At 73.1% G+C, this 19,067-nt stretch carries 18 protein-coding genes; 11 read left to right on the plus strand and 7 right to left on the minus strand.

Annotation, left to right across the window (positions count from 1 at the left end; all coding sequences use genetic code 11):
- Positions 1-83: 83 nt before the first annotated feature.
- The 5 genes from RM704_RS15150 to RM704_RS15170 all read right to left on the minus strand — a co-directional run bounded on the left by RM704_RS15150 (position 84) and on the right by RM704_RS15170 (position 3,082).
- Positions 84-533 (minus strand): hypothetical protein, encoded by a 450-nt coding sequence (locus RM704_RS15150; protein ID WP_033525212.1) that lies wholly within the window; start codon positions 531-533, stop codon positions 84-86.
- Positions 517-1,017, minus strand: coding sequence for an RNA polymerase sigma factor (locus RM704_RS15155; RefSeq protein ID WP_033525213.1), 501 nt, complete (start codon positions 1,015-1,017; stop codon positions 517-519). Before RM704_RS15155 ends, RM704_RS15150 begins: the two co-directional genes overlap by 17 nt.
- A gap of 73 nt (positions 1,018-1,090) precedes the next feature.
- Positions 1,091-1,729 (minus strand): class F sortase, encoded by a 639-nt coding sequence (locus RM704_RS15160; RefSeq protein ID WP_033525214.1) that lies wholly within the window; start codon positions 1,727-1,729, stop codon positions 1,091-1,093.
- A complete protein-coding gene (locus tag RM704_RS15165) occupies positions 1,726-2,100 on the minus strand; it encodes a hypothetical protein (protein WP_033525215.1) in 375 nt (124 codons plus the stop codon). The genes RM704_RS15160 and RM704_RS15165 overlap by 4 nt, the downstream gene beginning before the upstream one ends.
- A 304-nt stretch (positions 2,101-2,404) precedes the next feature.
- Positions 2,405-3,082, minus strand: a complete 678-nt coding sequence (locus tag RM704_RS15170; protein WP_033525216.1) for a hypothetical protein — start codon at positions 3,080-3,082, stop codon at positions 2,405-2,407.
- 293 nt (positions 3,083-3,375) lie between these two features.
- On the opposite strand from RM704_RS15170, the gene RM704_RS15175 reads away from it, so the two are divergent.
- Both RM704_RS15175 and RM704_RS15180 read left to right on the plus strand, forming a co-directional pair.
- Positions 3,376-4,632, plus strand: a complete 1,257-nt coding sequence (locus RM704_RS15175; RefSeq protein WP_052145811.1) for a sensor histidine kinase — start codon at positions 3,376-3,378, stop codon at positions 4,630-4,632.
- The gene (locus tag RM704_RS15180) at positions 4,629-5,231 is read left to right on the plus strand and encodes a response regulator transcription factor (RefSeq protein WP_033525217.1); all 603 of its coding nucleotides are present in this window, start codon (positions 4,629-4,631) and stop codon (positions 5,229-5,231) included. Before RM704_RS15175 ends, RM704_RS15180 begins: the two co-directional genes overlap by 4 nt.
- Before the next feature lie 148 nt (positions 5,232-5,379).
- On the opposite strand, the gene RM704_RS15185 is transcribed toward RM704_RS15180, so the two are convergent.
- Positions 5,380-9,645: a bifunctional nitrate reductase/sulfite reductase flavoprotein subunit alpha gene (locus tag RM704_RS15185; RefSeq protein ID WP_033525280.1), complete on the minus strand. Its 4,266-nt coding sequence runs from the start codon at positions 9,643-9,645 to the stop codon at positions 5,380-5,382.
- Between the two features lie 435 nt (positions 9,646-10,080).
- Between RM704_RS15185 and RM704_RS15190 the strand changes: the two genes are divergently transcribed.
- The 4 genes from RM704_RS15190 to RM704_RS15205 all read left to right on the plus strand — a co-directional run bounded on the left by RM704_RS15190 (position 10,081) and on the right by RM704_RS15205 (position 13,038).
- Positions 10,081-10,470 (plus strand): cell division protein SepF, encoded by a 390-nt coding sequence (locus RM704_RS15190; RefSeq protein WP_033525281.1) that lies wholly within the window; start codon positions 10,081-10,083, stop codon positions 10,468-10,470.
- A gap of 218 nt (positions 10,471-10,688) precedes the next feature.
- The gene (locus RM704_RS15195) at positions 10,689-11,864 is read left to right on the plus strand and encodes an AAA family ATPase (protein ID WP_033525218.1); all 1,176 of its coding nucleotides are present in this window, start codon (positions 10,689-10,691) and stop codon (positions 11,862-11,864) included.
- 187 nt (positions 11,865-12,051) lie between these two features.
- Positions 12,052-12,369 carry a nucleotide pyrophosphohydrolase gene (locus tag RM704_RS15200; RefSeq protein WP_033525219.1) on the plus strand — a complete coding sequence of 106 codons (318 nt, stop codon included), beginning with the start codon at positions 12,052-12,054 and terminating at the stop codon, positions 12,367-12,369.
- A gap of 192 nt (positions 12,370-12,561) precedes the next feature.
- On the plus strand, positions 12,562-13,038 hold the full coding sequence (locus tag RM704_RS15205) for a DUF6099 family protein (RefSeq protein ID WP_033525220.1): 477 nt from the start codon (positions 12,562-12,564) through the stop codon (positions 13,036-13,038).
- A gap of 233 nt (positions 13,039-13,271) precedes the next feature.
- On the opposite strand, the gene RM704_RS15210 is transcribed toward RM704_RS15205, so the two are convergent.
- Entirely contained in the window at positions 13,272-13,439 is a 168-nt protein-coding gene (locus RM704_RS15210) for a hypothetical protein (RefSeq protein WP_192829562.1), read from the minus strand.
- A 238-nt stretch (positions 13,440-13,677) separates the two neighbouring features.
- On the opposite strand from RM704_RS15210, the gene RM704_RS15215 reads away from it, so the two are divergent.
- The 5 genes from RM704_RS15215 (at position 13,678) to RM704_RS15235 (ending at position 19,024) form a co-directional block, all read left to right on the plus strand.
- Entirely contained in the window at positions 13,678-14,601 is a 924-nt protein-coding gene (locus RM704_RS15215) for an LLM class F420-dependent oxidoreductase (RefSeq protein WP_033525221.1), read from the plus strand.
- Positions 14,602-14,778: 177 nt separating this feature from the next.
- Positions 14,779-16,152 (plus strand): amidohydrolase family protein, encoded by a 1,374-nt coding sequence (locus tag RM704_RS15220; protein ID WP_052145812.1) that lies wholly within the window; start codon positions 14,779-14,781, stop codon positions 16,150-16,152.
- The gene (locus RM704_RS15225) at positions 16,142-17,185 is read left to right on the plus strand and encodes a LacI family DNA-binding transcriptional regulator (protein WP_052145813.1); all 1,044 of its coding nucleotides are present in this window, start codon (positions 16,142-16,144) and stop codon (positions 17,183-17,185) included. The genes RM704_RS15220 and RM704_RS15225 overlap by 11 nt, the downstream gene beginning before the upstream one ends.
- A gap of 190 nt (positions 17,186-17,375) precedes the next feature.
- Positions 17,376-18,125 (plus strand): glutamine amidotransferase, encoded by a 750-nt coding sequence (locus RM704_RS15230; protein ID WP_033525223.1) that lies wholly within the window; start codon positions 17,376-17,378, stop codon positions 18,123-18,125.
- Entirely contained in the window at positions 18,122-19,024 is a 903-nt protein-coding gene (locus RM704_RS15235; RefSeq protein WP_311590645.1) for a purine-nucleoside phosphorylase, read from the plus strand. Before RM704_RS15230 ends, RM704_RS15235 begins: the two co-directional genes overlap by 4 nt.
- Positions 19,025-19,067 lie beyond the last annotated feature (43 nt).

Raw genomic sequence — 19,067 nt, forward strand, 5'->3', positions numbered from 1 at the left:
TCGTGGTGAAGGTCACGTGGCGCCTGTGACGATGACGGTGACGGCGAGGGCATCGGCGCTGCCGCGTGGGTGTGTGGGCGTGGTCAGGGCGCGTCGGGGGTGCGGTCCAGGGCCGAGGGTTCGGCGGGCATGGGCGGAGTCGCCGACGGGGCGACGGCGTCGGCGCCGCCCTTGGTGGGCGGGGCCGAGGGGACCGGGCTCGCGGGGCCTTCGGAGGGCGCGCCGGTGTCGGAGGTGGGGGTCGACGGCGGAGCCGGGGACGTGCTGGTCGTGGAGGGTGGGGCCAGGGGGACCGAGGGGGTCGCGGGGGCCCCGTCCCGACTGAGGTGCAGGGGAAGGGCGATGAGGGCGACGACCGCGCAGGCCGCGGCGGCACCGGCCGCGGCCCGGGCCAGACGGCGGCGGGCGGCGCCGCGGCGGATCGTCTCGTAGCGGCCCGGCGGTGGGCCGAGGCGGTCGGCCGGGGGACGCAGGAGGATGGCGAGCGGGTCGTCGGGCTCGAAGTCCGGGCCCTCGTCAGGGCGTGTGATCAAGGCTTCTCCTCAGGTGGGCGCGGAGCAGTTCGCGGGCCGCGTGGAGGTCGGCCTTGACGGTTCCTTCCTTGCGTCCGGTCAGCGCGGACACCTCCCGGATCGGCATGTCAGCGTAGTAGTGCAGCAGGATCGGCACGCGCAGTCGTTCCGGCAGTGACTGCACGAGCAACCGGACCGAGGGGTCGGGCTCTTGGGCCTGGTCGTACCGCGGGCGCACCGCGGCCTCGGCGGTCACCCGGTGCATCGCCCTGCGTTCGCGTTCGAGCTTGCGCCAGTGGTCCCGTACGAGGTTGGCCGCGGTGACGTAGAGGAAGCCGTGCGGTTCCGCCACGGATGTCCACCGGGCCCAGAGCCGGGTGAACGCCTCCGACGCGATCTCGTGGGCCGTCTCGTCGTCGTCGACCAGCCGACGGCACCAGCCGGCGAGGCGCGGGTAGAGGGCGGCGAACAACTCGGACGCGGCCTTCTCACGGGACCGTTTCAACGCTCTCCATGGTCGTGATGGTGCGACAAGAGGCAAAGGGGAGGGGGTGGGTGGGGTGTGGTTGGGGGGTGGGTCACCGGGCCGTCGGGCTCAGCGTCGCGAAGACGATCACGTTGTCCCGGTACTCCTCGCCCGTGCGTGGGCCGCCGCACGTGATGAGGCGCAGCGCGGGACGGTTCACGTCGCCGTAGACGTCGTTCGCGGGGAAGTCGGCCTTGGCGACCGTCCGTACGGAGTCGACGGTGAACTCCGCTGTCGTGCCGTTCTCCAGGCGCGCCTCGATCCGTTCGCCCCGCCGTAGTCGGGCGAGCCGGCGGAAGACCCCGTCGCCGTACGGCCCGACCGTGACATGGCCCAGGATCACCGAGGGGCCGGTCTGGCCCGGCGTCGGCGAATGCCGGTACCAGCCCGCCCTGTCGTGGTCCGTGACCGGCGGCACCTCCACCGTGCCGTCCGGGGCCAGCCCCAGCCGGATGACCGGGGTGTCGACCTCGATCGCCGGGATCAGCAGCCGCACCGGGACCGAACGGCCCAGCGGGCGGACGGCGCCACTGGGCGCAGGCGAGGACGGCGAGGACGGCGAGGACGGAGGTGGCGTCGCCTCGTCCTTCGGAAGGGCGGTCGTGGCGTGGTCGGTGGCGCCGTCGTCGCAGCTCACCAGGAGTGAGGCCGCCGCCGCGACGGCGAAGGCGCGCCTGGAGAGCGGAGTCACGCCTGGTTCGCCCGCTTGCGACGTACGAGAACGACGGCCGCGCCGCCGCCGAGGAGCACCGCGGTGGCGCCCGTGCCTGCCAGCACGCCGGCGCCGCCGGACCCCTCCGACTTCGGCGCCGTACCGGTGTCGGGAGCTCCGCTCGGGACGACGGAGACCTGGCTCGGTACGGGGCTCGCGTCGTCGTCCGTGGCCTCGGCGGGGCCGGGCGAGGGGTGTTCCGTGGCGGGGGCGGACGGGGCCGGGGTCGGCGCCTTGGAGGCCTCCTGGGGTACGGCCGTCGGGCTCGTGCCGTCGGCGAACGCGGGCAGCGCGGTCGCCAGCACGGCGGTGAAGGCGAGTGCCGTGGCACTGAGGACGGTTCGGCGCATGGGTCGCTCTTTCGTGTCGGGTTCGGCGGGCCGCCGTCCGGCCGGGTTCGGCAGAGGGACGGCTCGGTGGAACGGCTCCGTGGGCCGCCGCCCGGTCGGTTGCCCGGCCTGCGGCGGCGTCACGTACCGAGCGGAGAGACGAGACAGCGGCGGAACTCGTTGTAAAGAGATGGCAAAGTCGTCTGCTGGGTTCTGGAGTCGTCCGCCGGGTGCTCGGACAGGGCCGGGGACGGGGACGGGGACGGGGCCGGGGACGGGGACGGGGACACGGTCTGGGGAGGGGACAGGGGCAGGGGGCAGGGATTCACGCGAGGAACAGCAACTCCACGGCGACCACCACGTCCACGACGGCGCACCATTCGGCGAAGGTGGGCGCCACGACGCCCTGGAGCCGGCGCATCCTCAGATGGGCGAAGTCCCATACGCCGTGGCAGAACCAGCCGGCCGCGACCAGATACCGGCCCAGATCCGGGTCGAGTACCAGCCCGGTCACGGCCAGCGCCCCGAAGACGACCGCTCCGGCGGCCTGGAGCTGGAACACGGACGGGCCGTGCGGAGTTGCCCCTGCCGTCGCGTCTCCGGCCGTCCCCCGGGCAGCTCCTCGGGCCGCGCCCTGAACCGCCCCCCGAACCGCCCCCCAGAGCAGCACCGCCAGCGCCGTGCCCACCATGACGCCGGCCGGCGAGACGAGGTCCAGGACCTGGAGGGCGAACGCGAACGACGCGCCCGCCACGAGCACCGGCCAGGTCGCCCGGGGGTTTCCGATCTGGTGGACGACCACGTACAGCAGGGGAAGCAGTGGCAGGAACTCGGCGTAACCGTCGACCGTCGCGGCGGATTCGGCGGGCGCCGGATCAGCCGACGCGCCCAGGACCAGGCCCGGGACCGTCAGCGCGAGAGCGAGCATCGTGGGCCAGCGGCGCGACAGCGCCCGGACGGGGCTCCGGCCTGCGGAGGCGCTGGTGGAATGGGTGGCGGACATGACTGTTCTCCCGAGGAAGTGAGGAATGAGCAGTGAGGCTGGGCAGTGACGGCTGAGCAGTGAGTGCTCAGGAATGAGCAGGAGGACGAAGGCCCGAAGGGGCGTACGGCCGTAAGCCTGCTGGTGGAGAGGGGGCGTCAGTAGTGCCGTATGCGCACGTCCCCGTGTGGCGGTGTCATGTCTCGGCGTGACATCTGTCATGCGGGTCGGGTTCGACCGCTTGCCTGCGGGGCCGTTTCGACCGCTTGTGCGACGACCCTGGCCCCGGGGCCCGTGGCTGCGACAATGGGCGGATGCGTGAGGGGGCGGGCGAGCACGGGGCGGGGCTGACGAGTCTTCGTCGTTTCACCTGGTGGACCGTGCCGGGGACCACCGTGTGTCTTCTGGTGCTGTTCTTCGGCGAGTGGCTCCTGGACCCGGAGGTGCCCGTCCGGATCCGCGTCCCCGTCGCCGTGGCCCTCGTGGCCGACGCGGTGGCGAGCGCGGTGTTGCTGGGCGGCCGACTGGCGCTGCCGACCGCCACCGATGCCGCACCTCCCGTACGGCCGCCGAGGGCCTGGACGGCGGTCTCGGTCGCCGCCACGATCGTGCTCGCGGTGCTGCCTCTGGCCCGGCGCGACTACGAGCTGTGGGCGGTCGCCCCCGCCGTGACCGTCGCGATCTGGGCGGCACACCTCGGCCCGCGACGCCGTCGGACGCTGACAGTCGGTGCCGTGGTCCTGGCCCTGTTGCCCGGCGCTGCCGTCAGTCTGGCCGCCGAGGACGGCGAGTTGGCGCATGCCGCGCTCTTCCCGGCCGGTCTCGTCGCGTTCACCGTGTGGATGGTGCTGGGCCCATTGTGGGCGTGGAACATCGCCGGTCGGCTGGACCGTGCGCGACGGCTGGAGGCCGAGTCCGCGGTCAAGGACGAACGTCTCCGCTTCGCCGCCGACCTGCACGACATCCAGGGCCACCACCTCCAAGTCATCGCGTTGAAGAGCGAGTTGGCCGCAAGGCTGGTGGAGCGGGACCCCGCGCGGGCCGCCGCCGAGATGCGTGAGGTACGCCAGTTGGCGGCGGACGCCCTCCGGGACACCCGGGCCGTGGTGCGCGGCTACCGCCGTACGACACTCGACGACGAGATCGCCAACGCCGGCAAGGTGCTGGCCGCCGCCGGCATCGACGCCCGTACGGCCCTCGAACCGGCCTCGCTCCCGGCCGGCCTGACCGACACCGGAAGGCATCTCCTCGGGCTGGTGATGCGGGAGGCCACCACCAACGTGCTGCGCCACAGCCGGGCCGGGTACGCCGAGGTCGACTGCCGTGTCGTCGACGGGCGTGCCCGGCTGCGCATGACCAACGACGGCGCCGACGGGCACCCCGTCGGCACGGACGGTACGGGGCTCACCACGCTCGACGAGCGACTACGGGCGGCGGGGGGCGAGTTGACGTGGCACCGCGAGGGTGGCCGCTTCGAGGTGACGGCCTGTCTGCCGCTCGTACCCGGGAGGGCGGGAGGCGGGCCGCCCGCACCGGATTCGCACGACCGTACGAAGGGAGCGGCACGATGATCCGGCTGCTCATCGCGGACGACGAGGACCTCCTCAGGAGCGCCCTGGCCGCCCTGCTCGCGCTGGAGGACGACCTGGCGGTCGTCGCCGAGGCGACCACGTCCACCGAGGCGGTGCGCCTGGCCCGCGAGTTCCGCCCGGACATCGCGGTGCTCGACCTGGAGATGCCGCCGACGGACGGGCTGCGCGCCGCCGAGGAGATCGGGGCCGAACTGCCCACCCGCGTCGTGCTGGTGACCCGGCACGCCCGCCCGGCGGTGCTGCGTCGGGCGCTCAGCGCCGGAGTGCGCGGCTTCGTACCGAAGACCACCCCGGCCGCCCGGCTGGCGGAGATCATCCGCGATGTCGCCGCCGGACGCCGCTACGTCGACCCCGACATCGCCGCGTCCGCCCTCACCGAGGACGACTGCCCGCTCAGCGACCGCGAACTGCAGGTGCTGCGCGCGGCCCGCACCGGCGCCTCGGTCGCCGAGATCGCGGTCGAGGTCCACCTGGCCCAGGGCACGGTCCGCAACTACCTGTCGGCCGCGATGTCCAAACTGGGCGCCCCCACCCGGCACGCGGCGGCGCACCACGCGTGGCAGCAGGGCTGGATCTGAGCGGGTGACCGGAACCGCGCAGTACACGGAACCGATCAGTGCGCGGAACCGCGCAGTACACGGAACCGATCAGTGCGCGGAACCGCTCACTGCGCGGAACCGATCAGTCACGGAACCCCTCAGTGCGCGGCACCGTTCAGTACACGTCTCAGTACACGTCCCGCACGTACCGCTTCTCCGTGGCCAGCTGCTTCACGTACACGGCTGCCTCGTCCTCGGTCATCCCGCCGTGGGTGACCGCGACGTCCCGCAGCGCACGGTCGACGTCCTTCGCCATCCGGGAGGCGTCGCCGCACACGTAGAAGCGGGCGCCGTCCTGGAGCCAGTGCCACAGCTCGGGCCCGTGCTCGCGCATCCGGTCCTGGACGTAGACCTTGGCGCGCTGGTCACGTGAGAAGGCGGTGTCCAACCTGCTGAGCACGCCCGACTCCTGAAGGTCGGTCAGCTCATCCTGGTAGTAGAAGTCCGTCGCCCGGTGCTGCTCCCCGAAGAACAGCCAGTTGGGCGCCCGGTGGCCGAGGGCCCGCCGTTCCTGCAGGAAGCCGATGAAGGGCGCGACGCCGGTGCCCGGACCGACCATGATCATGGGGGTCACCGGGTCGGCCGGCGGCCGGAAGTGCGGCGAGCGCTGGACGAAGACCGGCACCTCCAGGTCCGCCTCGCCGTCCGCGAGGAAGGGCGAGCAGACCCCGCCGCGCGGGCGCCCGCGCAGGTTCTCGTACCGTACGACCGACACCGTCAGCGAGATGTGGTGCGGGTCGACGAGCGGGCTCGACGAGATCGAGTACAGGCGGGGCTGGAGCTTCTTGAAGACGCCGGCCCACTCCTGGGCCGAGGCCCGTACGGCGAACTCGGCGACCACGTCGACCGCCTGCCGTCCCCAGGACCACTGGGCCAGCCCGTCCTTGTTGTCGGGACGCATGAGCTTCTTCAACTCCCGGTCGTCCCGGGTGCGTTCGGCGACGAAGCGAAGCAGGTCCGGGGTGATCCGGGTGATGTCGAGATGCCGGTGCAGCGCCTCGGCGAACGGCAGCTCGCCCAGCCCGTCCACGGTCACGGCAGTCGAACCGTCCAGGCCGGTCACCGCCAGCCATTCCGCCACCAGGTCGAGGGAGTTGACCGGCCGCACCCCGAGCGCGTCGCCCGCCTCGTACGACAGTCCCGTCCCGCTGGTGTCGAAGGTGAACCGGCGCACCTCCTTGCCCGCCCCGGGCAGGCTCAGCAGCCGGTTCCCGACCAGTCGGGCGGCGGTGGGCGCGGGCCTCGTGGAGCGGGGGGCGGCGGGCGCGGGCGTGGGCGTGGTGACCGGGGGGACGGTGAGGGTGGCGGAGCCCTGCGGCGTCGTTCCCGGAGCCGTGGGCAGGCTTCCGCCGTCGCCTCCGTCCGGGCCCGTGCCGAGCGCGGTGATGACCTGGCCCAGCCAGGCGTCCGCGGACGGTTCGTAGTCCGGCTCGCAGTCCGTACGGGGGGCCAGCCGCACCGCGCCCAACTCGTCGAGCCGGGCGTCCAGTCGGCGGCCGTGTCCGCAGAAGTCGTCGTACGAGGAGTCACCGAAGGCCAGCACGGCATAGCGCACCCCGTCCAGGCGGGGAGCCTCCTGCCGGGACAGCGCGTCCCAGAACCCGGAGCCGTTGTCGGGCGCGTCGCCGTCCCCGAAGGTGCTGGTGATCAGCAACAGGTCGGCGCCGCGCGGCAGTCGGTCCGGCGCGGCCTCGTCCATCCCGACGAGCGTCGCCCGGTGCCCCGCCGCCCCCAGATGCTCGGCGGCCGCCGTCGCGAACTCCTCGGCCGTCCCGGTCTGCGAGGCCCACAGCACGACGACCTCGCGTCCGGCCGGTTCGGCGGCGGGCGGCGCGCTCGGCGCCGCCGACCGCGAGTACATGCCGGCGAGCACCCCGTTCACCCACACCGCGTGCTCGGGCGCGAACGGCGCGTCCGCCGGCAGCACGGGCACCCCCCGCACCCCCGATCCGAGTCCGGCGAGGAACCCGGTGAGGTACTGCCGCTCCTGGGCGGAGAGGACGGGCGGTGGCGACGGTTCGAGACCGAACGGGTTGGCACCCGGGCCGACCGCGGTCGGCACGGTCACCGACGCGGGCACCGGGGGCGACGCCGGTACGGGGGCCGCCGTCGGGGCGGACACCGGCGCGGACGTCCCGGTGGGCTCGCTGTCGACCGGCGCCGGCACCCTCGCCGGCGCCGCCACCTTCGCCAGGGACACCGCGCACACCTTCAACTCCGGCTGGAACGACAGCGGGTCCACCGCGTCGCTCGTCACCGCGTTGATGCTCAGGTACTCCCCGAACAGGTCGTTCCAGTGGAACGGCGCGAACACGCACCCGGGCATCACACGGTCGGAGACCACCGCCGGAAGGACGGCCCGGCCCCGCCGCGAGGCGACCTCCACCGAGTCCCCGTCCCGTACGCCCAGTTCACCCGCGTCCCGCGGATGCACCTCAACGAACGGTCCCGGGTTCAGCTTGTTGAGCTTGGCGACCCGGCCGGTCTTCGTCAGCGTGTGCCACTGGTGCTGCAACCGCCCGGTGTTGAGCACGAACGGATAGTCGTCGTCCGGCATCTCGGCGGCCGGAAGGTGTGGCCGCGCGTGGAACACGGCCCGGCCACTGGCCGTCGGGAAGAGCAGCCCCCGGCCGGCCGGACCCTCACCGCCCGCACCGTCGCCGTCCGCCGCGCCGTCACCGCTCGCGTCACCGTTCCCCACCACGTAGCGGATCGGATTGCGCGCCGGACCGTCCTCCGAAGCCGCGGGCCACTGCACGGACCCCGACCGCAGCCGGTCGTACGTCACGCCCCGCAGGTCCCACCCGGTCTTCGGGTTCCACGCCTGCTTGATCTCCTCGAAGACCTGCTCGGCGCTGTCGTACGTGAAGCCCTTCTCGAAGCCCATCGCCCGGGCGACGGCCGCGATGATCCGCCAGTCGGCCATCGCCTCGCCCGGCGGGTCGGCGGCGGGCACGGCCAGCGTGAGGTTGCGCTCGCTGTTGACGAGGACGCCCTCGGACTCGGTCCACAGCGCGCCGGGCAGCACGACGTCGGCGTACGCGTTGGTCTCGGTGTCCGCGAAGACGTCCTGGGTGACGACGAACTCGGCCGCTTCGAGCCCTTCGATGACGGTCCTGCGGTTGGCGACCGAGGCGACCGGGTTGGTGCAGATGATCCAGCAGGCCTTGATCTCCCCGTCGGCCATCTTCTGGAACATCTCGACCGTGCCCTTGCCGACACCGTCCGTGCGCAGCGAATCCGGCTCCAGGCCCCACAGTTCCTCGACGAACGCCCGCTCCTCGGCCACGAGCACGGACCGCTGACCGGGCAGCCCCGGCCCCATGTAGCCCATCTCGCGCCCGCCCATCGCGTTGGGCTGGCCGGTGAGCGAGAACGGGCCGCTGCCGGGGCGACAGATCGCGCCGGTCGCCAGGTGCAGATTGACGAGCGCGTTGGTGTTCCAGGTGCCGTGCGTGGACTGGTTGAGCCCCATGGTCCAGCAGCTCGTCCACTCGGCGGCCTCCCCGATCAGCCGGGCGGCCGCGCGCAGGTCGTCCGCCGGGATGCCGGTGATCTCGGCGACGGCGTCCGGCGCGTAGTCGGCGAGGAAGTCGGGCATCGCCTCCCAGCCCTCGGTGTGGGCGGCGATGAAGTCGGGGTCGGTGTGCCCGTCCGCGTGCAGCAGGTGCAGCAGCCCGTTGAGGAGGGCGAGGTCCGTGCCCGGGCGTATCCGCAGGAAGAGGTCGGCCTTGTCGGCCGTCGCCGTGCGGCGCGGATCGACGACGATCAGTTTCGCGCCCGCCTTGACCCGGTCCATCATCCGGAGGAACAGGATGGGGTGGCAGTCCGCCATGTTGGAGCCGATGACGAGGAAGACGTCCGCCCTGTCGAGATCCTCGTAGGAGCCGGGCGGCCCGTCGGCGCCCAGCGACAGTTTGTAGCCGGTGCCGGCGCTCGCCATGCACAGCCGGGAGTTCGACTCGATCTGGTTGGTGCGGATGAAGCCCTTGGCCAGCTTGTTCGCGAGGTACTGGGCCTCCAGGCTCATCTGGCCGGAGACGTAGAAGGCGAACGCGTCGGGCCCGTGCTCGTCGATGATCGCGCGCAGCCGCCGGGCGGTCTCGGCGATCGCGTCGGAGACGGGCGCGGGGACCGGTTCGTCGCCCCGGTCGTCGCGCACGAGCGCGGTGGTGAGGCGGCCGGGCGCGGCGAGCATGTCGGCGGTGGTCGCGCCCTTGGTGCAGAGGCGGCCGAAGTTCGCCGGGTGGGACTTGTCGCCGGACGCCTTCAGGACCGTGCGTCGGCCGTCGGGACCCATCCCGACGTCCAGCAGCATGCCGCAGCCGACACCGCAGTACGAGCACACGGTCCGCACCTGGCTCGTGGTGCTCTGCGGGCCTTGTGCGGCCACGGGCGGCCCCTCTCTGTCGGCGTCCGGGGTGTCCGGTCGGTCGTCCGTTCGGCGGGCCGGTCGGGAGTCCGGTCGGTCCACCGGTCGCTTCGGTGCGGCGGTCGGCGCTGTCCGGCGTGACCGCCCCTCGCTCTCCGGCGCTGCGGCCGGTCGCCCTCCGGTACGGCCGCCGGTCGGCTTCCGCTCAGTCTCCGGATCACGCCCGGCAGGCTCGATCGTACGAATTGCCCGTTACGCCTGTGTCACATGATCTGATCATGAGGCGTTACGCCCGCCACACACGGCCGCGCAAGGGGCTGTGAGGGCGAGTTCCGGCCGTCGTCCGGAACGCAGGGGTCGCGGTCCGTGTCGCTGTTGGGCCGAACGGGTGACCATGCGTAAGAATTGGCCGATGCAGTCATTCAGTGCGAGCCAGGGGGAGGGCCGGTGAACAGGGTGAACAGCCACGATGTCACCGACGAACAGTGGGAGGGGCTCGCCCAGGTCGTGCCGCTGCGGGGCCGGGACGCCTGGCCTTCCGCGGTCGGCCACCGGACCATACCGGAAGCCGAGACGGAGGCCCGACGCCGCTTCGTGGTGCTGCGCGTCAACGTCTTCGCGGACGCCCGCGAGGTCGCGGAGACGCTGATGGCGGGCGTTCCGGTGCTGTTGGACCTGTCGGGCGCGGAGGCCGACACCGCCAAGCGCGTGCTCGATTTCAGCACCGGCGTCGTCTTCGGCCTGGCGTCCGGAATGCACCGGGTCGACCGGAACGTGTTCCTTCTCACGCCACCGGGAACCGAGGTGCGGGGGTTGATGGAAGGCGCCGGGGTCCCCGGGGTGTGACGCGCGGCGGCCCTGACTGGGTGCTGGTGCTGGTGCTGGTGCTCCGGTGGGCCTTGGTCCAGGTATTCCCGGGTGGGCCGGTTGCAGGGCGTGCCGTGGGAGTGGGGCGCTCCCGCGGCGGCGGGGCGCCCTCGTCCCGGGCGGGGCGCTCCCTCGATCGTAGGAAGATCCACTCGGCGGAACGGTTTGCCTGGGGTGTGGGCCCCTAGTGTCCGCATATGACCGTGTCATCCCTGTCGCCGATGGTGCCCGGCGTGGACGCCGGGACGCGTCCGGACCGGCCGAGCGTCACCGAACTGCGGCTCTCCGCCTTCGCCGGGCACCGGAACGCCTTCCTCCCGCTCGGCCCGCTGACCCTCCTCGCGGGGCACAGCGGCAGCGGCAAGACCACCGCGCTCAGGGCGTACGAGGCGCTGGCCGTGCTCGGGGGCGGCGCCCGCCTCGACGAGGCCTTCCCCGACCCGCTGGGCTGCGTCCCCGAACGGGCCCGCCCCGACGCCCAGCGGCGCCGGGGCTTCCGCATCGGCTGCACGGCCGACGGGCCCGAAGGGCCCGTGCACCTCGACGTCGCCGTGCAGGCCGAGCCCGAACTCCGCGTGGTGGGCGAGCGGTTGACGTGCGGGGGGCTCACCCTGCTGGAGACGGCGCTCGTCGACCCGCGCCGCCCCGTGGTCCAGGCCGCCTGGCACACGGCCGGCTCCTCGCCGGTCACCCGCGGCCCCTTGCCCGACGACCGCCTCGGCACCGCGCTGCTCCCGCTCCGCGTAGCCGGCAAGACGGACGGACAGCGCCGGGTCCTCGCCGCCGCCGAGCAGATGGTGGTGGCCCTCCGTTCGGTCTACGCCTGCGACCCCCGCCCCGGCCGGATGCGCGCCGCCGTGCCGCGCGGCTCCGGCCGACTGCTGCGGGGCTGCGACAACCTCGCCGACGTGCTGTGGCGTACGCGGACGGAGTGCGGCCGGCGGCACGCGCTGCTCGTCGGTGCCGTGCGCGACGGCTGCGCGGGGCCGGTCCTCGATCTGCTCGCCGAACCGGTGAGGGACGGCGCGGTACGGGCGGTGCTGGACCGGGGGGACGGCGTGCGGACGGCCCTGGGCCTGCTCGGGGACGGTGAGTTGAGGTACCTCGCGCTGGCGCTCGTGCTGTTCACCGGTCCCGGCGTGCTGGAGGTCGACCAGGTCGCGGAGGTACCGGCGGCACTCCAGACCCTGACGGTCCTCGCCGACGGCTTCGACCGGGCCCTCGACCCCCGGCAGGCGGGGGAGTTGGTGCGGCTGGCGGCCCGGATGTGCGAGAGGGGGCACATCCGGCTCGTCGGCTCGGTGAGCGACGCCGCCCGGGCCGCCGGAGTGGCGGGGGTGACGGTGGTAGACCTGGACCGTGAAAGATCCTGAAGCCGAGACGGGGCGAGGCCGTCGGCCCGAAGCCGCGCATGATGCTGGACCCGCGACCGAGGCGGGTGCCGGCCCCGCACCCCGACCAGCGACCGGGTCGGGTGCCGGACCCGCGACGGGGTCGGGTGCCGGACTCGCTCCCCGACCCGCGACCGGGGCAGGCGCCGGACCCGAGCGGAAGCCTGACGTGGCGGCACTGCAGCGGCGGCTCGCCGAGTTCGCCGCCGCCCGCGACTGGCAGCCGTACCACACGCCCAAGAACCTGGCTTCCGCGCTGAGCGTCGAGGCGTCCGAACTGGTCGAGATCTTCCAGTGGTTGACGCCGGAGGAGTCGGCGCGCGTGATGTCGGACCCCGGGACCGCCCACCGCGTCACGGACGAGGTGGCCGACGTGCTCGCCTATCTCCTCCAGCTCTGCGAGGTGCTGGGGATCGATCCGTTGTCAGCGCTGGATGCGAAGATCGACCGCAACGAACGGAGATTTCCGGCGCCGGGGCAGGCCTGAGGACGCTCGAACCGAGCACCCCCGCCCGGTTGTCACTCTCCGGAGTTGAAATGTTGTCCACAGCCGACTTGTTATCCACAGATTTCAGGCTTCCTCTGGCTTTCTGTCTCAGCGGCCCTCACTGTGGGTAATGAACAGGCAGGAGTTCGGGCGGACGTGTGAGAGCGCGTCGGGGAAAGTCGGGGACAGCGCATGGATGCGGTGCGGCTCATCTTCGCGAGCAGGCGCGCTCTGGCGGGCAGCGTCGAGGGACCTCAGATCATGGCGGAGGCGTGGCAGTCCTATGCCCTCGCCCAGGCGATCGGGAGCCGCCTCGCGGTTTCGGGACCTCCCGAACTGCGCGGTGAGGCACTGGGGTTGACCGAGCTGGCCGGCAGCGGCTGCGGCATACTCGGCGCCCCGCCGCTCGGTGTGGGCGATTTACGCGCCGCCCAGCTCACCGAGTTGGGCGACGCCCACGAGTCGCTGCTGCGGCTCGGGGGCCTGCTGGGCGAGGTCGGCATCGCGCTCGTGGGTCTGGCGAGCGGGGCGGACGACGAGGCGACGTACTGGCAGTGCATGGAGGCGATCGACGCGGCGGACGAGGCGCGGGACCGGGTGCTGGAAATGCTGCGGCGCCTGGCCGTGAGAGACCAGGTGCTGTCGGAGAGAGACGCGGCGGCGGGGTGAGTTGTTCGGCCGACGGTGTTCCCCGGCCGCGCACGCCGCCGCCGAGCTCTTCGAAAGCGGGGGCCCCCGCGGGCTTTTGCCGGGGGTGTGGAGAACTGCGCCACCGGCCCCTGCCCACCCGCCCGCGCCGGACGGACCCGCCCCAGGGGCAGGAGAAGTGGGGCGGCCCCGAACACGGCGAGCGCCCGGCCGGAAGGCGTGGCCGGGCGTCGGGGTTCGTGGCTCGGAGAAGGTCAGGCGGGGTCGCTCTCCTCCGCGGCGGCGGCACGCGGCGCGGAGAACTCCGCGTCGAGCTGGGACAGGTCCGCGTTCAGGGCAGCCATCAGCTCCTCCATCTGCTGGAGCAGACCCTTCGGCTGCGCAGGCACGGCAGCCTGCTCCGGCACGGCTTCCTGGGACATGTGACGGCCTCCTCGGCCCTCGCCCCCTGAGGGGCACGTGGTGCGGGCGTCCCGGCAGCGGCCGCCGGCGACGGGTGCCGGGCGGTCCGGCTCCTCCCGAGCAACGATCACCGTTCCGGCCGGTCACTGACCTCGTCCGTGCCGGGAGCCGGGTTGACGGATTTTCACCCGACCGTGGCCCCAAGGCACCGGTGGGACCGGTGCCGTTGACCGGGGGGTGAGCGGGCAGGATGGAGGCATGGATCTTCGCATCTTCACCGAGCCCCAGCAGGGGGCGACCTATGACACCCTCCTCGCCGTCGCCAAGGCCACCGAGGACCTCGGCTTCGACGCCTTCTTCCGCTCCGACCACTACCTCCGCATGGGTTCGTCGGACGGCCTGCCGGGACCCACCGACGCCTGGATCACCCTGGCCGGACTCGCCCGCGAGACCAAGCGCATCCGCCTCGGCACCCTGATGACTGCAGGAACCTTCCGCCTGCCGGGTGTGCTCGCCATCCAGGTCGCGCAGATCGACCAGATGTCCGGCGGCCGGGTCGAACTCGGCCTGGGCGCGGGCTGGTTCGAGGAGGAGCACAAGGCGTACGGCATCCCGTTCCCCAAGGAGAAGTTCGGCCGCCTGGAGGAACAGCTGGCCATCGTCACCGGCCTGTGGGCCACCGAGGTGGGCAAGACGTTCTCGTACGAGGGCACCCACTACCAGCTGACCGACTCGCCCGCGCTGCCCAAGCCCGCGCAGGCCAAGCTGCCCGTCCTCGTCGGCGGCCACGGCGCGGTCCGCACCCCGCGGCTCGCCGCGCGGTACGCCGACGAGTTCAACATGCCGTTCGCGTCGATCGAGGACAGCGAGCGCCAGTTCGGCCGGGTCCGCAAGGCCGCCGAGGAGGCCGGCCGCAAGGGCGACGACCTCGTGTACTCGAACGCCCTGGTCGTCTGTGTGGGCAAGGACGACGCCGAGGTCGCCCGGCGCGCCGCCGCGATCGGCCGTGAGGTCGACGAGCTCAAGGCCAACGGCCTCGCCGGCTCCCCGGCCGAGGTCGTCGACAAGCTCGGCCGCTACCGGGCCATCGGCTCCCAGCGCGTCTACCTCCAGGTCCTCGACCTCGACGACCTGGACCATCTGGAGCTGATCTCCGGCCAGGTGCAGTCGCAGCTGTCGTAAGCGCGCATTCCGTCCCGCGCCCCGTCAGGCGCGGGACGGTGAGGCGCGGGACGGTGGAGGCGCGGGACGGTGCCGTCCGCAGCGGTCCCGGCCAGGCCCCGGAGCACCGGGGGCCGCTCCGATATCCGAAGCGTCCGGTTGTTGTGCAAAACGTTTTGGATATCTAGCTTGTGCCGCATGAGCGACAGAACGCCCCCTTCCGTCACCCGGCGCCGCCTCCTGGTGCGTGGCTGTGACGTGCTGCGCGTCCCGGTGGAGGGCGAGTGCGACGTCCTGTCCGGGCGGGACATCGTGGTGGCGGACGGCGTCATCGTGGACGTACGGCCGACGCGGGCGCAGCGGGCGGAGGAGCCGGGCACGGAGGTCGTCGACGGGCGGGGCCTGCTGGCCCTGCCCGGGCTGGTGAACGCGCACACGCACAGCCCGATGGTGCTGATGCGGGGCGCGGCCGAGGACGTCACGGTCGAGGGGTGGTTCAACGACCGCGTCTGGCCGATGGAGTCCAATCTGACCGCCGAGGACGTGCGGACCGGTGCGCTGCTGGCCTGTGCGGAGATGATCCGGTCGGGCGTCACCACCTTCGCGGACCACTACTTCTTCCCCGACCGCATCGCCGAGGCGGTGGCCGAGACGGGGCTGCGCGCCGACATCGCGCCCACCTACTTCAGCAGCGGCGGTGCGTCGGCGCTGGAGGCCGGCGTCGCGTTCGCCGAGGCCTGGCACGGCGGGGCCGACGGCCGGGTGACCGTCTCGCTCGGGCCGCACGCGCCGTACACCGTCGACGACCAGGACCTGCGGACCCTGGCCGACCACGCCCGGCGGCTCGGGGTGCGGATGCACATCCACGCCGCCGAGCACCTGGAGCAGACACAGTCCAGCCTGGAGCGGCGTGGGATCACCCCGGTCCGGGTGCTGTACGACACCGGTGTCCTGGACGCGGGCGCCCTCATCGCGCACGGGTGCGGGATCGTCGAGCGGGATCTGTCGCTGCTGGCCGAGTACGCGGACAGGACCGCCGTGGCCTGCTGCCCCAAGGTGTATCTCAAGCACGCGCTGTCCCCGCTGACGCCGGTCCGCGACCTGCTGGGCGCCGGGATCACGGTGGCCGTCGGCACGGACGGCGCCGCCGGGCACAACACCCTCGACGTGTGGGAGGCGCTCCGGCTGGTGGCGCTCACGCAGAAGCAGGCGGTGCGGGACGCGACCTGGATGACGGTCTCCGACACCCTGCGGACGGCCGTGCGGGGCGGGGCCCGGGCCCTGGGGCTCCAGGACCGGATCGGTGCGCTGGAGCCCGGCATGCGCGCCGACATCGTCCTCACCGACCTGTCCGGCCCGCACTGCCGTCCCCTGCACGACGCGCGTGCCGCGCTCGTCTACAGCGCCCGCGCCAGTGACGTCCGCACGGTGGTCGTCGACGGGCGGGTGCTGATGCGCGACGGCCGGCTCCTCACCGTCGACGAGCCCGCGCTGCTCGCCGAGGCCGACGCGCGCGTGGCGCGGATCCTCGACACCTCCCACGGGAGGGCGGTGCAGCACTATGACCCGTGACACCGCCCATGACCGGTCCGCCGTGCGCCGGGCCGCCTCCATCAAGGACGTGGCCGCGGCGGCCGGGGTCAGCCCCACCACCGTCTCGCACGTGCTGAGCGGGAACCGTCCCGTCAACGAACAGACCGCCGCCCGGGTGCGGAGCGTCGTCAACCGGCTGGGGTACGTGCCGGCGTCGCTGGCCCGCAGCCTCCAGGCCGGTGCCACCTCCGTGATCGGCCTGCTGATCCCGGACATCAGCAACACCTTCTTCGCCGAGCTGGCCAAGGGCGCCGAGGACGCCGCCCACGACCTCGGGTACGGGCTGATCCTGTGCAACACCGAGTTCGACGCCGACCGCGAGGACCGCTACCTCGGCATGATCCGCAGCCGGTTCATCGACGGCATGGTGTACGCCTCCGGGTCGCCCCCGTCCCGGCGGCGGCTGGAGGCGCTGATGGGCAAGTTCCCGATCGCGCTCGCCGACGAGGAGGTGGAGGGCCTGAGCGGGGCGCTCATCGCCAGCGCCGACCACGAGGCGGGCGGGCGGCTGGTCGGCGAGCATCTGCGGGCGCTCGGCCACCGCCGGGCCCTGATGCTGACCGGCCCCCGCGACCTGCGAAGCGGGGCGGCCCGCGCGCACGGCTTCCGTCAGGCCTTCCACGGCGATGTCGTCGAGCGGACGGGCGACTTCAAGGAGGAGTCCGGACACCGCCTCGTCGCCGAACTGCTCGACGACGGCGGGCTCGCGGACCGCACCGCCGTGTTCGCGGCCAACGACCTGATGGCGTTCGGCGCGCTCGCCGCGCTGCGGGAGGCCGGGCTGTCCGTGCCGGACGACGTCTCCGTCGTCGGCTTCGACGACATCCGGGCCGCCTCGCTGATCAACCCGCCGCTGACCACCGTCCACCAGCCCGCCTACGACGTCGGGCGCACGGCCACCGCGCAACTCCTCCAGTACGTCTCCCGGGGCGAGGTCCCGCCCGCGTCCCGGCACACCCTCCCCGTGGAGCTGAAGGTACGGGGGAGCACGGCGCCGCCCGCCGCCCGCTGAGCCACGCCCACCGCGACCGGGTCCCTCACGATCGCGCCCACCACGACCACACCCCACCGAGCACATCCACCACGAGCACACCCTCCGCGATCACGGTCACCGCGACGCGCGGCCATGTCCCTGTGCCCTGCCCGAGATGCCCGGACACGGCTCCGAGCCCCCCGATCCCCCGAGAGAAAGCGGTTCGCCCATGCCCAGAGTCCTCGTCGTCGGCGAGTCCTGGTTCACGTACACGGTCCACCAGAAGGGCTTCGACGCCTTCCACACCGCCGAGTACACCGAGGGTGGTGGCGTCTTCCTCGGCGCGCTGCGCTCACGCGGTCACGAGGTGACGTACGTGCCCGCGCACGAGATACCCGCCCGGGTCCCGGACACCCCCGACGGCCTCGACGCGTTCGACGTCGTGGTCATCAGCGATGTCGGCGCGAACAGCTTCCAGCTGCCGCCGGAGACCTTCAATCGGTCCGAGCCCGCGACCGACCGCTCGGAGCTGGTGCGGGACTTCGTCGAGCGTGGCGGAGGCGTGCTGATGATCGGCGGCTATCTGACCTTCAGCGGCATCGACGCCCGTGCGCGCTGGGGCCGTACACCACTGGCCGCCGCCCTGCCGGTGTCGATGCTCGACCGCGACGACCGGGTGGAGCTGACGGCCGGGGCCGTCCCCGAGGTGGTGGGCCCGCACCCGGTCGTCGCCGGACTCGACCGGACCTGGCCCGCGCTCCTCGGCCTCAACGAGGTCACCGTACGACCGGACGCCGCGCTGCTCGCCGAGTGCGCCGGACATCCGCTGCTGGCCGTCGGCGGCCATGGAAGCGGCCGCTCGGCCGCCTTCACCTCCGATGTCGCGCCGCACTGGGCCCCGCCCCCGTTCCTGGAATGGGACGGCTACCCCGAACTGTGGGACCGCCTCGTCCGCTGGCTCGCGGGGGAGGAGCTGTGACGGCCGCCGAGGCCGCAGCCGAACCCGTCGGCACCGCCGGGGCCCTCGGCGATCCCGGGGTCGTCGGCCCGTCCGCGTCCGTCGGCCCGTCCGTGTCCGTCGGCACCCCCCACATCTCCGCCGCCCCCGGCGACTTCGCGCCGCTCGTGCTGATGCCCGGTGACCCGCGGCGGGCCCGGCGGATCGCCGAGACGGTGTTCGAGGACGCGCGGCTCGTGACCGAGGTGCGCGGCATCCTCGGCTACACCGGCACGTACAAGGGTGTGCCGATGTCGGTGCTCGCCTCCGGCATGGGCATCCCGTCGGTGTCGATCTACGCGACGGAGCTGTTCCGGCACTACGGGGTCCGTCGGATCGTCCGGGTCGGCACGGCGGGCGCGCTGTCCACCTCGGTCGCCCTCCGGGACGTGGTCATCGCCTCCGCCGCGCACACCGACTCCAGCGTCAGCCGCCTCCTGGTGGACGGCGTGACCCTGTCCCTCGGCGCGTCGTACCTGTCGTTGCGCGCGGCCGTGGACGCGGCGGGCACCGTCGAACGGGAGGACCGGCACGGCCCGGACGCACCGCGAGGACGGGCGGACTCCGGTGGCGGCTCCGGTGGCGGCTCCGGCGGATCGGAACGCCCGGCCGTGCACATCGGCCCGGTGTTCTCCAGCGATCACTTCTACCTGGACCGGCCCGCGGTCCTCGACGCCCTCGAACGCCGGGGCACCCTCGCCGTCGAGATGGAGGCGGCCGGGCTGTACGCCGTGGCCGCGGCGGAGGGCGGCGAGGCGCTGGCCGTACTGACCGTGTCGGACCACGTCCGCACCGGTGAGGCCCTGTCCGCCGCGGACCGGGAGACCGGTTTCGACCGGGCCGTTCGCATCGCCGCGGCCGCACTGCTGCCCGACGACTGAAATTCCCCTGGAAGAAATCAAACAGAAACCGTTCGACGTAGCC

This window comes from Streptomyces gottesmaniae, assembly GCF_031845845.1.
Taxonomy (GTDB): domain Bacteria; phylum Actinomycetota; class Actinomycetes; order Streptomycetales; family Streptomycetaceae; genus Streptomyces; species Streptomyces akebiae.